The organism is Enterobacter mori (assembly GCF_025244905.1).
Classification (GTDB): Bacteria; Pseudomonadota; Gammaproteobacteria; order Enterobacterales; family Enterobacteriaceae; genus Enterobacter; species Enterobacter mori_A.
On sequence record NZ_CP104285.1, the window covers coordinates 2,595,996 to 2,613,653 of the forward strand.

At 59.5% G+C, this 17,658-nt stretch carries 12 protein-coding genes; 5 read left to right on the forward strand and 7 right to left on the reverse strand.

What is annotated here, in order from left to right; all coding sequences use genetic code 11:
- Positions 1–133 precede the first annotated feature (133 nt).
- A complete protein-coding gene (narX, locus tag N2K86_RS12285) occupies positions 134–1,930 on the forward strand; it encodes a nitrate/nitrite two-component system sensor histidine kinase NarX (RefSeq protein WP_260658781.1) in 1,797 nt (598 codons plus the stop codon).
- The gene (narL, locus tag N2K86_RS12290) at positions 1,923–2,573 is read left to right on the forward strand and encodes a two-component system response regulator NarL (RefSeq protein WP_028018756.1); all 651 of its coding nucleotides are present in this window, start codon (positions 1,923–1,925) and stop codon (positions 2,571–2,573) included. The genes narX and narL overlap by 8 nt, the downstream gene beginning before the upstream one ends.
- A 1-nt stretch (position 2,574) precedes the next feature.
- Here narL and N2K86_RS12295 read toward each other — a convergent pair whose 3' ends face one another.
- From N2K86_RS12295 to nasR, 7 genes are all read right to left on the reverse strand, one after another.
- Entirely contained in the window at positions 2,575–3,981 is a 1,407-nt protein-coding gene (locus tag N2K86_RS12295) for a YchO/YchP family invasin (protein WP_260658782.1), read from the reverse strand.
- A 75-nt stretch (positions 3,982–4,056) separates the two neighbouring features.
- Complete coding sequence (locus N2K86_RS12300; protein ID WP_260658783.1) at positions 4,057–6,555, reverse strand: nitrate reductase; 2,499 nt, start codon at positions 6,553–6,555, stop codon at positions 4,057–4,059.
- The gene (gene nirB / locus N2K86_RS12305) at positions 6,552–10,538 is read right to left on the reverse strand and encodes a nitrite reductase large subunit NirB (RefSeq protein ID WP_260658784.1); all 3,987 of its coding nucleotides are present in this window, start codon (positions 10,536–10,538) and stop codon (positions 6,552–6,554) included. Before nirB ends, N2K86_RS12300 begins: the two co-directional genes overlap by 4 nt.
- A gap of 13 nt (positions 10,539–10,551) precedes the next feature.
- Positions 10,552–11,340: an ABC transporter ATP-binding protein gene (locus N2K86_RS12310; RefSeq protein ID WP_042715167.1), complete on the reverse strand. Its 789-nt coding sequence runs from the start codon at positions 11,338–11,340 to the stop codon at positions 10,552–10,554.
- A 9-nt stretch (positions 11,341–11,349) separates the two neighbouring features.
- Positions 11,350–12,228: a nitrate ABC transporter permease gene (ntrB, locus tag N2K86_RS12315; RefSeq protein WP_260658785.1), complete on the reverse strand. Its 879-nt coding sequence runs from the start codon at positions 12,226–12,228 to the stop codon at positions 11,350–11,352.
- Positions 12,229–12,230: 2 nt separating this feature from the next.
- Positions 12,231–13,478: a CmpA/NrtA family ABC transporter substrate-binding protein gene (locus N2K86_RS12320; RefSeq protein WP_260658786.1), complete on the reverse strand. Its 1,248-nt coding sequence runs from the start codon at positions 13,476–13,478 to the stop codon at positions 12,231–12,233.
- A gap of 228 nt (positions 13,479–13,706) precedes the next feature.
- Positions 13,707–14,891 (reverse strand): nitrate regulatory protein NasR, encoded by a 1,185-nt coding sequence (gene nasR, locus N2K86_RS12325; RefSeq protein WP_260658787.1) that lies wholly within the window; start codon positions 14,889–14,891, stop codon positions 13,707–13,709.
- A 73-nt stretch (positions 14,892–14,964) separates the two neighbouring features.
- On the opposite strand from nasR, the gene N2K86_RS12330 reads away from it, so the two are divergent.
- The 3 genes from N2K86_RS12330 to N2K86_RS12340 all read left to right on the forward strand — a co-directional run bounded on the left by N2K86_RS12330 (position 14,965) and on the right by N2K86_RS12340 (position 17,643).
- Complete coding sequence (locus N2K86_RS12330; RefSeq protein WP_260658788.1) at positions 14,965–15,318, forward strand: DsrE/DsrF/TusD sulfur relay family protein; 354 nt, start codon at positions 14,965–14,967, stop codon at positions 15,316–15,318.
- A 106-nt stretch (positions 15,319–15,424) separates the two neighbouring features.
- Positions 15,425–17,209: a methyl-accepting chemotaxis protein gene (locus N2K86_RS12335; RefSeq protein ID WP_260658789.1), complete on the forward strand. Its 1,785-nt coding sequence runs from the start codon at positions 15,425–15,427 to the stop codon at positions 17,207–17,209.
- A gap of 194 nt (positions 17,210–17,403) precedes the next feature.
- On the forward strand, positions 17,404–17,643 hold the full coding sequence (locus tag N2K86_RS12340; RefSeq protein WP_260658790.1) for a DUF1883 domain-containing protein: 240 nt from the start codon (positions 17,404–17,406) through the stop codon (positions 17,641–17,643).
- The last annotated feature ends 15 nt before the right edge of the window (positions 17,644–17,658 follow it).

Sequence of the window (17,658 nt, forward strand, 5' to 3'; positions counted from 1 at the left end):
CTACCCCCTCCCCCTCATCGTTACCCCTCTGGCAATTTAGAGGTAATCCTTTATTGGTATGGGTATACTCCAGGGTATGCACCAGAATAACGCCATTCCTGCAGTCAGGTCACGTCAGGAGCCCGGCAACACCATGTTAAAAAGATGTCTATCCCCGCTGACGCTGGTTAACCAACTGGCGCTTATTGTCTTGCTGTCCACCGCGATCGGTGTAACCGGCATGGCGATTTCCGGCTGGCTGGTCCAGGGCGTACAGGGTAATGCGCATGCCATTAACGAGGCAGGCTCGCTACGCATGCAGAGTTATCGTCTGCTGGCCTCGGTGCCCTTAACGCAGGACGACCAGAAGCTGATCGACGATATGGAGCATACGGCTTTCAGCCCCGAACTGGAAAGTGCCGCAATTCGCGCTGGTCAGAAATCCCAGCTCAAGGCCCTTCAGGGCTACTGGCACACGCAGTTGGAGCCAGGCTTGAAGCAGGCGAAAAGCCCTGACGCCGTCGCGCGCGACGTTGCCGGTTTCGTCTCACGCATTGATACGCTGGTCTCCTCTTTCGATCAAACCACCGAATTACGCATTGACCGGGTGGTTATGATCCACCGGGTGATGGCGCTGTTTATGGGGCTGTTGCTGATTTTCACCATCGTCTGGCTGCGCGCGCGGCTGCTGAATCCCTGGAAACAGCTGCTGGCAATGGCACGCGCCGTAACGAACAGAGATTTTACCCAGCGCACGCATATTAGTGGGCGTAACGAGATGGCGATGCTCGGCCAGGCGCTCAACACCATGTCGGAAGAGCTGTCTGAAAGCTACGCTGTACTGGAACAACGGGTTCAGGAAAAAACCGCCGGACTCGAACAGAAAAACGAAATTCTCTCTTTCCTGTGGCAGGCCAACCGCCGTTTGCATATGCAGGTACCGCTGTGCGAGCGCCTCTCGCCGGTACTGAACGGTTTGCAAAACCTGACGCTGCTGCACGATCTGGAGCTGCGGGTCTACGACGTTGAAGACGAAGAAAATCATCAGGAATTTACCTGTCAGTCTGACATGTCCTGCGATGATAAAGGCTGTCACCTTTGCCCGCGGGGGATACCATCGCTAACGACGACGGGCACCACGCTGAAATGGCGCCTGATGGACAGCCACACCCAGTACGGCATTCTGCTGGCAACCCTGCCAGCCGGGCGGCATCTCAGTCACGACCAGCAGCAGCTGGTGGACACACTGGTGGAACAGCTGACGGCCACGCTGGCGCTGGACAGGCATCAGGAAAAGCAGCAGCAGCTGATTGTGATGGAAGAGCGCGCCACCATTGCGCGGGAGCTGCATGACTCCATCGCCCAATCGCTCTCCTGCATGAAGATGCAGGTCAGCTGCCTGCAGATGCAGGATGCGGAGATGCCGGAAAGCAATAAACAGCTCCTGAGCCAGATCCGCAACGAGCTGAACACTTCATGGGTTCAGCTTCGTGAACTGTTAACCACTTTCCGACTGCAGCTGACCGAGCCGGGCCTTCGCCCCGCGCTGGAGTCCAGCTGTCACGAATTTAGCGCCCGACTGGGGTTCCCGGTGAAGCTCGACTACCAGCTTCCGCCGCGTTTTGTCCCCTCCCATCAGGCTATTCATTTACTGCAGATCGCTCGCGAGGCCCTGAGCAACGTGCTCAAACACGCCAGCGCGACGGCGGTAAAGGTAACCGTCAGCCAGCACAATAATCAGGTGAAGCTGACGATTCAGGACGACGGCTGCGGCGTGCCGGAAAATGCCGAGAGAACCAACCACTATGGTTTAATTATCATGCGAGACCGCGCGCAGAGCCTGCGCGGTGATTGCCAGGTTCGCCGGAGAGACACGGGTGGCACGGAAGTGGTCGTCACCTTTATTCCCGAAAAACCGCTTACAACTGCCCAAGGAGAACACCATGACTAATCAGGAACCGGCATCCATCCTGTTGATCGACGACCATCCCATGCTGCGCACCGGGGTGAAACAGCTTGTCAGCATGGCGCCCGATATTACCGTCGTTGGCGAAGCCAGCAACGGTGAGCAGGGTATTGAACTTGCCGAAGCGCTCGATCCTGATTTGATCCTGCTCGATCTCAACATGCCGGGCATGAACGGTCTGGAGACGCTGGACAAACTGCGCGAAAAATCCCTGTCTGGCCGCGTGGTGGTATTTAGCGTGTCGAATCATGAAGAAGACGTGGTAACGGCGCTGAAGCGCGGCGCGGACGGCTACCTGCTGAAAGATATGGAGCCGGAAGATCTGCTCAAGGCGCTGCAGCAGGCCGCGGCGGGGGAAATGGTGCTGAGCGAAGCCTTAACGCCGGTACTGGCCGCCAGCCTGCGCGCCAACCGCGCAACCTCGGACCGTGACGTGAGCCAGCTTACCCCGCGCGAGCGCGATATTCTGAAGCTGATTGCCCAGGGTCTGCCGAACAAAATGATCGCCCGCCGTCTGGACATCACCGAAAGCACGGTGAAAGTGCACGTGAAGCACATGCTGAAGAAGATGAAGTTAAAGTCCCGCGTCGAAGCCGCCGTGTGGGTCCATCAGGAACGGATTTTTTAGCTTACTCATCCGGCAGCAGCTTCCACCGTGGATCGTCGTTGGGTAACGCGATGAGCGGTTGCACCACGGAAAGCGTGATCTCATTGGAAGAGACACGCTGCCCATTTTCATCTTCTACCACTGCCGACAGCCGCCACTGATTACTGGCCCCGTCATTGCCATTCCAGGCAGGCATAATCACACTCCAGCCATCACTGCTGTTGCTTTTTGCCGGTGATGTCAGGCTCAGGGCCTGCGTATCGCCCTGCCAGTGGATCTGACGGATCCCATGCTTGCTGCGAATTTGCAGCTTCAGCATTACCGTTTCACCCGGTTTGAGATCCCACGGCGGTGTCGCCAGATAGACCGACAGGGTTTTGCGCTGGCGGAGCTCCATCACCGGCAGGTTATCCCGCTCTGGCGAGTCATAGCGACTGCCGCGCAGTGAACGCGTGGCGGAGACTTCGCTGGCAGAGAGTTGTTTCGCGAGCGGCACACCAAAACGATAGTTAAGCTTCAGGCCGAGATTGTTCTGGCTGACCCCGCTCTCCCCCTGCTTGTGGGCAGCCGTCAGGGTAACCAGCGGCACAGGGGTATAATTTAGCCCCAGATTGACCGCCATCGGGTCGTGGTAGCCGGTACCACTATTGAACAGGTCAACGCTATCGCCAAAATATTGCTCAAAGCTGACGCTGGTGTTCAGATGATGAAACCACGGTAACCAGGCTTTGGCGGTGATGTCATATCCGCGAGCCATGCGCTGCTCCTGAACATCGGAGCTGTCACGCCAGCCGGCGAAAGGCTGGTAGTAATTAGCCGACAGACGCAGATTTTCGCCCCATGCTTCTGCGCCAAGTCCGGCACGCTGAAGGTTTTCATCCAGCAGGTTGTCGTAAAAGGTGTTGTACCCCAGTAGCCATTTCCCGGCGACCCAGCGCTGACCAATCCCGGCATTGCTGACAAGACCGTCCGTCTGTTGCGTCAGGCCAAGCTGGCTCCAGCTCAGATAACGCGTGTTATCATTCCAGGGAATAAACCAGCTCCCGCTGCTGCCGTTGAATTTTCCTTCATCGTCCACCAGCATATTCACACTGGCATTGCCCCAGGGTGAGAGCCAGGACTCAATCTGCTCGTTCACTTCACCACTCACGACATCACGAACCTGGCCCAGCGCGAACTGCCGCGCCTGCTCACCCGTCGTCAGGCCGTTGTCGGTCATGCTGGCTTCGCCAAAGGCTTTTGCCATCTCAGCCAGATGTTTTTCACCTTCGCCCGTTGGGGCCGCCATGCCGAGATCCGGCAGATTATCGCCGTTGTTATCAAACGGGTTTTGCGCCTGCTGAATGAAGGAATGCGGCGCACCGTAAACGGCTCCAGCCGATATAAGGGGGAGGAAATACAGCAAACGGAGAGAAGGTGAAACAGTCATCAATGTCGTAAGTAATACCCGGTGCTTACGTAGGAACACCAGGTACCTTAGCGTTATTCCTCTTCTTTTGCAGCCTTAAGGAGAATTTTCCGGAATATCCTGAAACATCGTTTTGAGCTCAGGCACGCACGAACCGCAGTTCGTCCCGCAGCGTAAACGTTGTCCCAGCGCTGAAACGGAATCACACCCTCCGGCAATCGCCTCGCGTATCGCATTCTCCCCGACGCTGAAGCAGCTACAAATAATGCGTCCCGGATCCACAACCCTCCCCACGCTCTGCCCGTTCAACAACGCGTGACGCTCGGCAAGCAGCACGGGTGGCGACTGGAAAGCGGCTTCAATGACCGGGTGTGCCAGTTCCGGTAACGTCGTTCCCTCCCAGAAGCCGAGCATCAATTGTCCCTCATGCCAGGCCAGCACGCTGCTGCGCTCGCCGGTTTGCGCAACCTGCAGCTGCCAGCCCCGACCGCTGGCGTAATCCATGACCCACGGCAGCAAGGGTTTGTCAGTCGCTAACGTCAGACGAGAGGCTTTGCGCCACCAGTAAACGGAGGACGGCAGCTCCGGCAGCTCACGCGCATAAAGCTCCCCCTGCCAGCCCGGCTGCCAGGGCATGATCCTGACGGCGGTTTGTTTACTCTCCGGCTGGCCTGACGCGGGATCGCAGCGACTTTCCACCAGGGCATTCACCTTCCCCTGCCGCGAAAATGCAGCATTCCAGTGCATCGGAAGAAACACTTCTCCCCTCTTCTGCCCCTCGTTAAGACGGACGCGGGCAACCATCACCCCGCGAGGAGAACTGATCCGCGCCAACTGTCCGTCGCACAGCCCAAACCGCGTGGCATCTGAACGACAAATCTCAACCTGCGGCTCGGCAATATGCTGCATTAATTTTGGGACATATCCCGTGCGGGTCATGGTGTGCCACTGGTCGCGAATACGTCCGGTATTAAGCAGCAGTGGGTAGAGCGCATCGACCCTCGTGCCAGGTAACGACGGGTCAACGGGGACGATCTGCCTGCGGGGAAAATCACCTGCGCGCCATTGATACGGCTCCAGCGCATCCCATTCCTCGTGGTTCAATGCTGCCAGTTCGCCCAGGTTCAGCGCACGTTCGCCGGTATTTTCAAACGCCGTCAGCGCCGCATGTTCACAAAAAATGTCCCGCGGATGTTCCCAGGCAAAGGCTTCGCCATAGCCCAGCCTTTTAGCGACCTGGGCAATAATCCACCAGTCCGGCTTTGCCTCGCCCGGCGCGGGCAGAAACGCGCGCTGGCGCGAAATGCGTCGCTCAGAGTTGGTTACCGTACCGTTTTTCTCGCCCCAGCCCAGCGCCGGAAGACGAATATGGGCAAACCGGCTGGTGTCCGTCTCCTGCATCACTTCAGAAATAATCACCAGCGGACAGGACGCCAGCGCCTGACACACCGCGTGACTGTCCGGCAGCGATACGGCGGGGTTAGTGCCCATAATCCACACCGCCTTCACCTCGCCGCGGGCGATGGCGTCAAACAGTTCTACCGCCATCAGGCCTGGCGTCTGCGCCAGCCGCTCGGTTCCCCAGAAACGCGCCACCCGCGAGAGATCGTCCGGCTCGAAATTCATGTGTGCCGCCAGCTGGTTCGCCAGCCCGCCTACTTCCCGCCCGCCCATGGCGTTTGGCTGTCCGGTCAGCGAAAACGGGCCGCAGCCCTGACGATTGAATTTGCCGCTGGCAAGATGGACGTTGATGATGGCGTTGCACTTGTCGCTGCCGCTGGTGGACTGATTGATCCCCATGGTGTAGAGCGTGATGGCGCGAGGTGCCGTCATAAACCAGTCGTAAAAGGTGCCAATATCCTGCGGCGAAAGACCGCAAAATGCCGCCACGCGCTCAACGGGCCACTCATCCGTTCCCTGAATCAGGTTCAGCAGGCCGACAAATAATCCGGCATCGCTCCCCGCCGCAAGCGCCAGATGCAGGTCAGCAATATCGCAGGTGGCGGTGCTGCGCGGGTCAATCACCACCACCTTCATCTGCGGATTGTTGTGCTTTGCCTGCACCAGCCGCTGATACAGCACCGGATGGGTCCATGCAGCGTTGGATCCCACCAGCACGACCAGATCGCTGTTTTCCACATCCTCATAGCTGCACGGCACCACGTCTTCACCGAAGGCGCGCTTGTAGCCGACCACCGCCGAAGACATGCAGAGCCGGGAGTTGGTATCAATGTTTGCCGCGCCGATAAAACCTTTCATCAGCTTGTTGGCAGCATAGTAGTCCTCGGTTAAGAGCTGGCCGGAGGCGTAAAACGCCACGGCCTGCGGTCCCCATTTATCGATGACCTCCGCGAGTCGCTCGCCTGCCGCCCCCAGCGCCTGCGACCAGCCCACCTCAACACCGTCAACAACGGGGCGCAGCAATCGCCCCTGTAACCCCGTCGTTTCCCCCAGGGCAGACCCTTTCACGCACAGGCGGCCAACGTTCGCAGGATGGGTTTCGTCCCCCCGAACGCTGACCGCTCCACCTTCCACACTGGCGACTACGCCGCAGCCAACCCCGCAGTAGGGGCACGTTGTCCGGGTTTCCGTCATGAGGCCTCCGCACGCATCACTATCGCGTCGTTCCCGACCCACACCTTGCCGTCTTCAATTTTTACCGGCCAGGCGCGCACCGCAGGTTCACCGTTCTCCAGCTGGCAGCCATCGCGCAGGCGAATGCGCTGCTTGTAGAGCGGTGAAATCACCACCGGCTCGCCCGCCGCATCGCCGAGAATGCCGCGTGAAAGCACGTTTGCGCTGCTTCCCGGCTCCCTATCGTCGAGGGCGTAAACTCGCTGTCCGAAACGGAACAGTGCAATCGATTTGCGGCCAAGACGCGCGCCAATGCCCGCCTGCTCAGGAATGTCGTCGATGCCGCAGATTTCCTGCCAGCGCTTGCTTTCATCCGACGGCGCGACATTCACCGCGGTGCGGAACAGCGCCAGACGATTGGGATCGCTGAGCGTGGTTTGCCATTCGCACTGATACGTCTCTACCACCCTCGCCATCTCCTGCTCCAGCTCGTGGGCGATACCCAGGCTGTCGTTGATGATCACCTCGCGCAGATAATCGAGGCCGCCTTCCAGGTTGTCCATCCAGGTGCTGGTGCGCTGCAGGCGATCCGCCGTGCGAATGTAGAACATCAGGAAACGGTCAACGGTGCGGATCAGCGTTTCGTCGTCAAGATCGCTGGCAAAAAGGTCCGCATGGCGCGGCTTCATCCCGCCGTTACCGCACAGATAGAGGTTCCAGCCCTTGTCGGTGGCAATCACCCCTACATCTTTGCTCTGCGCCTCAGCGCACTCGCGGGTACAGCCTGAGACCGCCATTTTGATTTTGTGCGGCGCGCGCAGGCCCTTGTAGCGATGCTCGAGCCTGACCGCGAGGCGGGTGGAATCCTGCACGCCGTAGCGACACCAGGTCGAACCGACACAGGATTTCACCGTGCGCAGGGATTTCCCGTAGGCGTGCCCGGTTTCAAACCCGGCCTCCACCAGCGCCTGCCAGATCTCTGGCAGCTGTTCCAGGGTGGCGCCAAACAGGTCGATTCGCTGCCCGCCGGTGATTTTGCTGTACAGGCCGTAGCGTTTCGCGATCTGGCCGATGGCGATCAGCCCGTCTGCGGTCACTTCCCCGGCGGGCATCCGCGGCACGATGGAATACGTCCCGTCCTTCTGGATGTTGGCGAAGTAGCGGTCGTTGGTGTCCTGCAGCGGCAGGTGCGCCGGTTTCAGCAGATACTCGTTCCAGCAGGATGCGAGCACCGACCCCACCAGTGGCTTACAAATTTCGCACCCGTGCCCCTGACCGTAGCGGCTGATGAGCTGGTCAAAAGTGCGAATATGGTTAACGCGCACGAGGTGGTAAATCTCCTGGCGCGAGTACGGAAAGTGCTCACAGATATCCTTTTTCACCTCCACGCCCTGCTCCGCTAGCTGGAACTCCATCACTTGCTTCACCAGCGCGCTGCAGCCCCCGCAGCCCGTCGCCGCTTTGGTGCACTGCTTGATGGCGCCGATGTCCGTCGCGCCCGCGCTCACCGCCTGGCAAATATCGCCTTTGCTGACGTTATGACACGAACAGATCTGTGCGCTTTCCGGCAGCGCCGCCACGCCGAGCGCTTTTGGCGCACTGCCTGACGACGCGGGTAATATCAGCGTTTCCGGCTCTTTTGGCAGGCTGATGCCGTTAAGCATCATTTGCACCAGCGTGGCATATTCACTGGCATCCCCCACCAGCACGCCGCCGAGCAGCGTTTTGCCATCGTGGCTGACCACGATTTTCTTGTAGATTTGCTTCGGACCGTGCGTCCACTGGTAGCTCAGCGCCCCGGGCGTGCGCCCGTGAGCGTCGCCGAACGAGGCCACGTCCACACCGAGCAGCTTGAGTTTGGTACTCATATCCGCGCCGGTGAAGGTTTTCTCCTCACCTGCCAGCGCGGCGGCGGCCACCCGTGCCATCTGATAACCGGGCGCAACCAGGCCAAAGATTTTTCCTTCCCACAGGGCGCACTCGCCGATGGCAAGCACGTCCGGATCGGAGGTCCGGCAGCCGTCGTCAATGCCGATCCCGCCTCGCTCGCCAATAGCCAGCCCGCAGCTGCGCGCCAGCGCGTCCTGCGGACGAATACCGGCAGAAAAGACCACCATGTCCGTTTCCAGCTGTTCGCCATCGGCAAAGTGCAGCACCAGTCCGCCGTCCGCGGTGGCAATCTCCGTCGTCGCTTTACGGGTGTGAACGCCAACGCCCAGCGCCTCGATTTTCTTGCGCAGCATCGCCGCGCCGTCGTTGTCGAGCTGCACCGCCATCAGATTGGGCGCAAACTCCACTACGTGGGTTTCCAGCCCGAGTTGCTTCAGGGCATTCGCTGCCTCCAGCCCCAGCAGCCCACCGCCAATCACCACTCCGCGGCGCGAACCCGCCGCATGCGCCGCAATCTTGTCCAGGTCGTCAAGGGTGCGGTAGACAAAACAGCCCGGCAGATCGCTGCCCGGTACCGGTGGGACGAACGGATAAGAGCCGGTCGCCAGCACCAGTTTATCCCAGTGGGTTTCGTGCCCGCTGGCGGTGCGCACCACGCGCGCATCGCGGTCGATGGCGACAATCTGCTGCGACAGGCGCAGCTCAATGCCGTTGTCGGCAAAGAAATCCCCTTCCACCAGCGAGAGCGACTCTGCGCTGCGGCCGCCAAAATATTCCGACAGATGCACGCGGTCGTAAGCGGCATAGCGCTCTTCGCCAAAGACGATTATCTGGTACTGTTCATGTAAATTGCGGTTCACGCAATCTTCGAGAAAATGATGGCCGACCATACCGTGCCCAACCACCACCAGAGTAGGTTTTGTCATAGCGTTCTGTCCTGCAACCTGCGGTTGCGTAGTGAAACGATCGAACAGCCAGTCCGCACGTGCGGGCGCAGCCGTTGCCAGTAAATCGGTAAATGTTGCCGCACTGCGGCAGTCCCCCATCAGCAGCACGCCTGCCAGCGCCCCCTGATGGATCAGTAAACGACGATAGTGACGGGTCAGCGGATCCCATGCGCTCCAGACCACATCGCCCTCCTGCTCTGCCGCGCGCCCAAGGCTGAACAACTCCACGCCGGTCACCTTGAGGCGCACGCCGTTGTCGGTGAGGGTAAACGGCACGGTAACGTCTTCGGCCAGCCGCGCGGCGAGGATATCCGCCTGCGCCATGCAGGGGGCGACCAGACCAAACGTCTGGCCGTCAATTTCACAGCACTCGCCAATGGCGTAGACGTTCGGCTCGGAGGTCTGCATCTGGTGATCCACCACGATGCCGCGCGCGCAGCGAATGCCGCTGGCCTGCGCCAGCGAAACGTTCGGCTGCACGCCGGTTGCCAGCACCACGCGCGCGGCGGCGACGCTGTGCCCACTGAGCAGCGTCACGCTGTTGTCGTTAATTGCCGCGATGCCGGAGGAAAGCTCGCAGCGCACGCCCCGCGCCGCCAGCGCCTCTTCCAGCAGCATTCCGGCCTGCTGGTCCAGCTGTTGCTCCATTAGCCACGGACCACGATGAACAACAGTGACGTCGTCACCTTTAAGCGCCAGCGCTGCCGCCGTCTCAACGCCGAGCACGCCGCCCCCCAGCACCACCGCAGGACCGGCAATCGCCTGAATGGCCCGGGTATTCTCCAGGGTACGGAATGTGAATACGTGCGGCGCATCGCCGCCGGGGATGGGCGGAACAAAGGGCGTTGACCCGGTAGCAAACACCAGTGCATCCCAGCCCACCGTGCGGGCGGTGGTTTGCACTTCCCGCGTGTCCACGTTCACGGCGATCGCCTTTTCGCCCCGCAGCACCGTCACGCCGCGCGCCTGGTACCACTCATCATCCTGAAGACAGATGCCCGCCGCCGTTTTCTCACGGCCCAGCACGGGCGAAAGCTGGATGCGGTTATAGGCATGCTCCGGCTCGTCACCGATGACGGTGATAGCGAAACGACCGTCAGCACGCCCGGTGAGCGAGGCAATCAGCCGCGTGGCCGCCATGCCATTTCCGATAATGACCAGTCGCATCAAAGCCCCCTCGCTACGCCGCTTTCGGCTGCTTTTCATAGAGGAAATGCAGGATCTGCTGACGCATGTGGTGATAGCGGCTGTCGTCGGCCAGTTGCACCCGGTTACGCGGGCGCGGCAGGTCTACGCGCAGGATCTCCCCGACGGTGGCCGCCGGGCCGTTGGTCATCATCAGCACGCGATCGGAGAGCAGCACCGCCTCGTCCACGTCGTGGGTAATGAGCACGATGGTAGTGTTCAGCGCCTGCTGGATCTGCATCACCGAGTCCTGCAGGTGGGCGCGCGTCAGCGCATCCAGCGCGCCGAAGGGTTCATCCATCAGCAGCACTTTCGGCTTCATCGCCAGCGCGCGGGCAATGCCGACGCGCTGCTTCATGCCGCCGGAGATCTCCCCCGGGCGTTTGTGCAGCGCGTGCCCCATCTGCACGCGGTCGAGGTTGTGTTCAATCCACTCTTTCCGCTCGGCCTTGCTCATGGTGCGACGAAAGACCTGATCCACCGCCAGCGCAACGTTGTCGAAACAGGTGAGCCACGGCAGCAGCGAATGGTTCTGAAAGACCACGGCACGTTCCGGACCCGGCCCGGCAATTTCACGGTTGTCGCAAATCAGCCCCCCTTCCGTCGGCAGCGTGATCCCTGCGATAAGGTTCAGCAGCGTCGATTTACCGCAGCCGGAATGGCCGATCAGGCTAACGGTTTCGCCCTCATGGATATCAAAAGAGACGTTTTGCAGCGCCAGAAACTCGCCGCTGGCGGTGGAAAAACGCTGGCTCACGGCCTGGACCTGAATTAATGGTTTCATGTTCGCTCCTTATTTTTCCTGCCAGCTAAAGCGACGGGCGATCAGCATCAACCCCTGCTCCAGCAGCAACCCAACCACGCCAATGATGACGATGGCGATGAGAATGTTTTCGACGTTGAGGTTGTTCCACTCGTTCCAGATCCAGAAACCGATCCCCAGCCCCCCGGTGAGCATCTCGGCGGCGACAATCACCAGCCAGGCGATGCCGATGGAGAGGCGCACCCCGGTCAGCACCGCAGGCAGTACCGCCGGGAAGAGGATGCGGCGCATGATGGTCCATTCGGAAAGCTGCAGGACGCGGGCGACATTGAGGTAGTCCTGGGGAATACGGCGCACGCCCTCGGCGGTGTTGATCACCATCGGCCAAATGGAGCAGATAAAAATGGTCCAGCTCGACGCGGGCTCTGCTTTCTGGAAGAGCAATAAACCAATAGGCAGCCAGGCCAGCGGGCTCACCGGGCGTAGCAGCGCAATCAGCGGGTTGAACATGCGCGAGAAAAAAGTAAAACGCCCAATCAGAAAGCCGAGCGGAATACCCGCCAGCGCAGCCAGCCCAAATCCGATGGCGACGCGCTGCAATGAGGCAAGCACGTTCCAGCCGATGCCCATATCGTTAGGCCCGTCGCGATAAAACGGATCGGCAAACAGGGTAATGGCGGAATCAAGCGTGCTGAGCGGCGTCGGGAAGCCTTTGCTGTTTATCGCCGCCAGTTGCCAGAGCACCACCAGCAACCCCAGACCCAGCATTGCCGGAATGATGCGCTGGAGAAGGTCGTTAAGCCGACGCGCAAATGCCGGGGTGCGACGGCGAACCTGCACAGGTGGCAGGGGGATGACTTCCCCACTCGCGGGTGTCTCTTGTGATGTCGTCTTTTGCAGATGCTGCATAATCAGGCCCCTTTACAATGAATGGCGAAGCGGTTGGCGTATCCTTCCGGGTCGGTACCATTCCAGACGGTGCCGTCCATCAATGTGCTGCTGCGTAGTGGTGATGCCGGTGCGATAATGCCCCCCACCGCTGTGGCAGCATCCTGCCAGGTTGCGGTCTGGTTAATCCGTTGCGCAATGCCCGCGTAGTCCGGTGCAGATTTAAGCAAGCCCCAGCGACGGAACTGAGTCAGGAACCACATGCCGTCAGAGAGATACGGATAGCTGACGGCCCCCTCGTTGAAGAAGCGGATCGGGTGCGCGTCCTGCCAGCGCTGGCCCAGGCCATTGTCGTACTCGCCCAGCATCCGTCCGGTGAGGTACTGCTCTTTGCAGTTGAGCCAGGCGCGGCGGGAAAGTATCCGCGCGGTCTCGCGTTTGTTTTCCGGGGAGGCGTCGATCCAGCGCGCGGCTTCCATCACGGCGCTCACCAGCGCCCGGGCGGTATGCGGGTTCCTCTCCACCCAGTCGCGGCGAGTGCCGAGGATTTTTTCCGGATGGTCGGCCCAGATAGACTGCGACGTGGCGGCGGTAAAGCCGATGCGGTCGTTAATCGCCCGCGCGTTCCACGGCTCGCCGACGCAAAAGCCCACCATGTTGCCAATGCGCATGTTCATCACCATCTGCGGCGGCGGCACCACCACGGTCCGGATATCGTCAAAAGGGTTAATGCCCGCACTGGCGAGCCAGTAGTAGAGCCACATGGCGTGTGTCCCGGTCGGGAAGGTGTGCGCGAAGGTGTAGGTGCCCGGCGCGTGCTGCCCAATCAGCTTTTTCAGCCCGTCGAGATCGTGAACCCCCTTCTCCGCCAGATCGCTGGAGAGCGTGATGGCCTGACCGTTCTGGTTAAGGGTCATCAGGTTCGCCATCTGCTGCGGCTTGCCGGCAATGCCCAGTTCCAGCCCGTACAGCAGGCCGTAAAGAATGTGCGCCGCATCCAGCTCTCCCGCCACCAGCTTGTCGCGCACCGCCGCCCAGCTCGCCTCCTTGGTCGGCACGATGCTGATGCCGTATTTTTTATCAAACCCTTTCAGGGCCGCGATAACCACCGGGGCACAGTCGGTCAGCTGGATAAACCCGATGCGCACCGTTTCCTGTTCCGGTTTATCCGAGCCTGCCGCCCACGCGGCCTGCATGACACCCGGTAACAGCATTGCGCCACTCGCCAGCATGCTGGCCTGCAAAAACCGCCGTCTCGACAAATCCGCCATGACCACTCCTGAAAAAAAGACAAAAAAAAGCGCCCGACGGTGCCGGAGCACCGCTGGACGCCTTTATCCCGAAGACGCATGCACCGCCGTTGGCGCATCGTCAAAAATGGTTAAACAGATAATGCAAAGGGAATGCCAGGTTTTAAGGCCCTGCTTTCGGGGCGTTAACCTGGTAGCTGTCGCGTTAGCGCACCTCAATCAGGCATTAAATGCCCACTGATTGTGCATCTACTCCTTTGGTGTTAGCTGCCACAGATTCTTCACTGTGAGCAGGGCGCGCGCGATATCGACCATGCGCTGGTTCTTGTCCATCGCCATTTTGCGCAGTGTCGTCCACGCCTGTTCCTCACTCATGCTCTGATGCGTCATTAGCACGCTTTTGGCTTTATCAATGGTCTTACGCTCCTCCAGCGTATCGCGGAGTGAGGCCAGCTGGCGGGAGAGCTGGTCTATCTCTCGCGCCTGCTGGCGAACCAGCAGCAGCAAGGGTTTATCCGGGTAAAGCGCCAGAGGATCGTCATGCTCTTCGCCACGCATCGTGGCTTCACCGGACGCCTGAATCGCGTCATCCACCGCCACCATCAGATCGGCAATCACCCTTTCTTCAAGCGTGCGCAGATGTTCAAGACGCGAGGTTTGCAAGGCAAACCAGTTCAGCGCGGTATTGCCATTGTCAGCGGCGGGCTGACGGGTGCAGGCGACGCGCCGGAGTTGCTCTGTTTCTCGATCGGGCTGGCAGTTGTGGGCAAAGGTGTTCTGCACCTCAGCGTGGCTGTGGGATAAAAAGATCTCAAAACAGGCCTGCTGCCCGTCAATCCTGTCTACCAGTCGCTGACGGGTTTCATCATTGAAAAACCCCTGCGTGAAGCCTATCGCCCCTAGTGCCCGCTCTTGCCCTACCAGCTCTTTGCCCTGCATCAGGCTATAAAGGGCGACAAAACGGCCCGCGATTTGCGGATCGTCAATGCTGTCATTGAGTTGCGGTACGATACTGAGCAGCTGGCGAAGCATCCGGCAGTAATGCTCCATGGCCTGAGGTGCCGTTATGCTTTGGGTGTCTATCCCGTCACGCTGCAAAGGCAGTGTTTCCAGACTGAGTAACGCACAGGCGATGCGCTCACAAACGCCGCTCCCCGTGACCGGGAACTGTGCTTTCAGCATGGCCTGTAGCGCAGTGAGGTTTTCATCCACCAGCCCACGACTGGCTTTGCATTCGGGGGCATACAGCTTACCCTGAGAGCAGAGCCAGACGTTGGATGCCCCGCGCTCGCACTGGAGCATATGCACAAGGCGGCTGATGCCGTTAACCAGCACGCCCAACGCAGCCAGCCTGCCGAGCTGCTCCCGGCGAAGTAATGTCGCGCGCTGGAACCACTCGGTTGCCGCGGGTGAACTGTCCGCCATCAATGTCATGCTTACTCTCCCGGGTAGCGAATCTTCCGGGGAAATAAGCAATATTCGTGCCTTTCGAACAACAGGAGTCAACATGCAGAAGATTTTGATCGTCGCCAACGGTGCGGCCTACGGCAGTGAATCCCTTTTCAACAGCCTGCGCCTGGCGATAGCGCTGCGTGAAAAAGAGTGCGCGCCTGAGCTGCGTCTTTTTTTGATGTCGGATGCCGTCACCGCCGGACTGAAGGGACAAAAACCCGCCGAGGGGTACAACATCCAGCAGATGCTGGAGATCCTGACCGCGCAAAATGTGCCGGTCAAACTGTGTAAGACCTGCACCGACGGGCGCGGTATCACCGGGCTGCCGCTGATTGATGGCGTCGAGATAGGGACGCTGGTTGAGCTGGCCGACTGGACCCTGACCGCCGATAAAGTATTAACTTTTTAATAATAAACCCGTAAAAATATTATTTTCTTATGGACGCGGTTTCAGCATCAAGTTTACCTGCAAGGCTGCCGATAGGCATGGAAACAACACAGCAGGTATTTCACTTATGTTCAGATCCATTCGTGCCCGTATTATTGCCGCGACGACAGGTTGTCTGATCGTCGCCCTTCTTCTCAATACCGTCATTAATTTCCAGGTCACGCGCCAGGATAACCAGCAGTCGCAGCGCGATATTCTGACCAGCACCAGCGCCAGCCATAACATGGCGATTGCGGACTGGGTTAAAAGCAAAATGACGGTGATCGCCACCGCGCAGACCGTTGCGCTGAATGACGATCCGGTTCCGGTATTCAAACAGCTTGCGCAGGCAGGTGGCTTCACCAACGTCTATGTCGGTTACGCCAGCAAAACGGCCGAGTTCTCCGACCCGGCGGGCGTCCCTGCAGATTACGACCCCACGATCCGTCCCTGGTATCAGCAGGTGGTGAGTACGGATGGCCCGGTCGTGACCGCCCCCTATGTTGACGCGGGCACCGGGAAACTGGTGGTGACCTTTGCGGTGCCGGTGAAGGAGAACGGTGCGCTGAAAGCGGTTGTGGCAGGCGACGTGGCGATGGATAGCGTGGTGGCTAACGTACGCGGTATTCACCCGACGCCTGCCAGCAGCGGCTTACTCCTTGATAGCGATGGCACGGTGATTGCCGCCAGCGATCCGGCGCTCACGCTCAAGCCATTCGCCGAAACCATCAAAGGGACCGATTTTGCGGCGCTTAAAAGCGGTAGCCTGGTTGAGGGGACGTTCAACGGCAGCGAAAAAACCTTCGTGGCGACCGCCGTGCCGGGCACGCACTGGATGTTGGCCGTGGCGCTCGATAACAACGATGCCACCTCCGGCATGCGCTCGCTGCTGAAAGCCTCTGCGCTGTCGCTGGTGATCCTCGCCTTGCTGAGCGGGGCAATTGTTCATTTCCTGATCGCCCGCCTGTTGAAGCGTTTGTCCGATATTCGCGACGCCATGAATAACATCGCTAACGGCACTAATGACCTGTCGCAGCGCCTGCCGGACAGCGGTGATGACGAAGTGGCGCAAATCGCCCAGGCGTTCAACGCTTTTAGCGATAAGCTCTCGGTCGTGATGGTTCAGTTGCGCGACGCCAGCGCCTCGGTGAAAAATGCGGCGCAGGAAATCGCAGCCGGTAACCAGGATCTTTCCGGGCGCACTGAGCAAGCGGCGTCAAGCCTTCGCGAAACCGCCAGCGCCGTCGAAGAGATCACCGCCTCCGTCACCCAGTCAAATGAATCTGCGGCAGAAGCGAACGAGCAGGCAAGCAAAGCCTCTGCGGCAGCTTCACGCGGGGGTGACGTGGTCTCTCAGGCCATCAGCACCATGCAGTCCATTGAGGTGGCCTCGGCGAAAATTGGCGATATCACCAGCGTAATCGACGGCATTGCCTTCCAGACCAACATTCTGGCGCTGAACGCCTCGGTCGAAGCGGCGCGCGCGGGCGAACAAGGCCGTGGTTTCGCGGTGGTGGCAGGAGAAGTGCGTAACCTCGCCAGCCGCAGCGCTCAGGCGGCGAAAGAGATCAAATCCCTTATCGATTCCACAACCGACAGCGTGGCAACGGGTTCGCGCTACGTGCATCTGGCCGGAGAAAGCATGGATGAGATCCGCTCCAGCATCGGTAGCGTCTCGGGGATTATGCGTGAAATCTCGATTGCCACCAGCGAGCAGATGAAAGGCATCCACGAGATCAACCACGCGGTAACGCATCTGGACAGAATGGTGCAGCAGAATGCCGAACTGGTGGTGCAGTCTGCCGCAGCGGCCAGCGCGCTGCAGAGTCAGGCGGGCGACCTTGCTGAAACCGCCGGCCATTTCCGCATTTAATTTTCTTCTGGCGCGGGTTAACCGGGTAAAACACGCGCCAGCTGAATGCTTTCAGGCATTTTGTCATTTTTGTTTAAACGTTATGCCATTTTTTGATCAAAATCATCATCCTTCCCCCTCCCCTTTGGTGTTATGCAATGAGTAAATTGTGAACAATATCACGCTCGGGATGGGCAAAATCGACGGGGTAAAAAATGGCACTGGTGAAGACAAGTTTGAAACTGTTTGGCGGGGATACGGTCGTGGTACGTTGCTCAGAACGCTGCCGCATTCATCTCATGAGTTCAAAAGCGCAGAGGCAATCGCAGGCGGATATTTTGACGGTGCAGGATGACAAGGCGTGGCTGACCGTGCCTTATACCGGCACCTGGGATGTCCTGATTGACAGCCACAGTCAGTCACTGGAGCATTCGGTCAGCTACGTTGCCGCATAAAAGGAACGCCCGGTT

What these genes read in the sequence shown, in the direction of transcription:
- N2K86_RS12320 (WP_260658786.1), bottom strand. Translation starts at nt 13,478, where the DNA reads ATGGCGGATTTGTCGAGACGGCGGTTTTTGCAGGCCAGCATGCTGGCG.
- N2K86_RS12330 (WP_260658788.1), top strand. Translation starts at nt 14,965, where the DNA reads ATGCAGAAGATTTTGATCGTCGCCAACGGTGCGGCCTACGGCAGTGAA.
- N2K86_RS12335 (WP_260658789.1), top strand. Translation starts at nt 15,425, where the DNA reads ATGTTCAGATCCATTCGTGCCCGTATTATTGCCGCGACGACAGGTTGT.
- narL (WP_028018756.1), top strand. Translation starts at nt 1,923, where the DNA reads ATGACTAATCAGGAACCGGCATCCATCCTGTTGATCGACGACCATCCC.
- N2K86_RS12295 (WP_260658782.1), bottom strand. Translation starts at nt 3,981, where the DNA reads ATGACTGTTTCACCTTCTCTCCGTTTGCTGTATTTCCTCCCCCTTATA.
- ntrB (WP_260658785.1), bottom strand. Translation starts at nt 12,228, where the DNA reads ATGCAGCATCTGCAAAAGACGACATCACAAGAGACACCCGCGAGTGGG.
- narX (WP_260658781.1), top strand. Translation starts at nt 134, where the DNA reads ATGTTAAAAAGATGTCTATCCCCGCTGACGCTGGTTAACCAACTGGCG.
- N2K86_RS12300 (WP_260658783.1), bottom strand. Translation starts at nt 6,555, where the DNA reads ATGACGGAAACCCGGACAACGTGCCCCTACTGCGGGGTTGGCTGCGGC.
- nirB (WP_260658784.1), bottom strand. Translation starts at nt 10,538, where the DNA reads ATGCGACTGGTCATTATCGGAAATGGCATGGCGGCCACGCGGCTGATT.
- nasR (WP_260658787.1), bottom strand. Translation starts at nt 14,891, where the DNA reads ATGACATTGATGGCGGACAGTTCACCCGCGGCAACCGAGTGGTTCCAG.
- N2K86_RS12340 (WP_260658790.1), top strand. Translation starts at nt 17,404, where the DNA reads ATGGCACTGGTGAAGACAAGTTTGAAACTGTTTGGCGGGGATACGGTC.
- N2K86_RS12310 (WP_042715167.1), bottom strand. Translation starts at nt 11,340, where the DNA reads ATGAAACCATTAATTCAGGTCCAGGCCGTGAGCCAGCGTTTTTCCACC.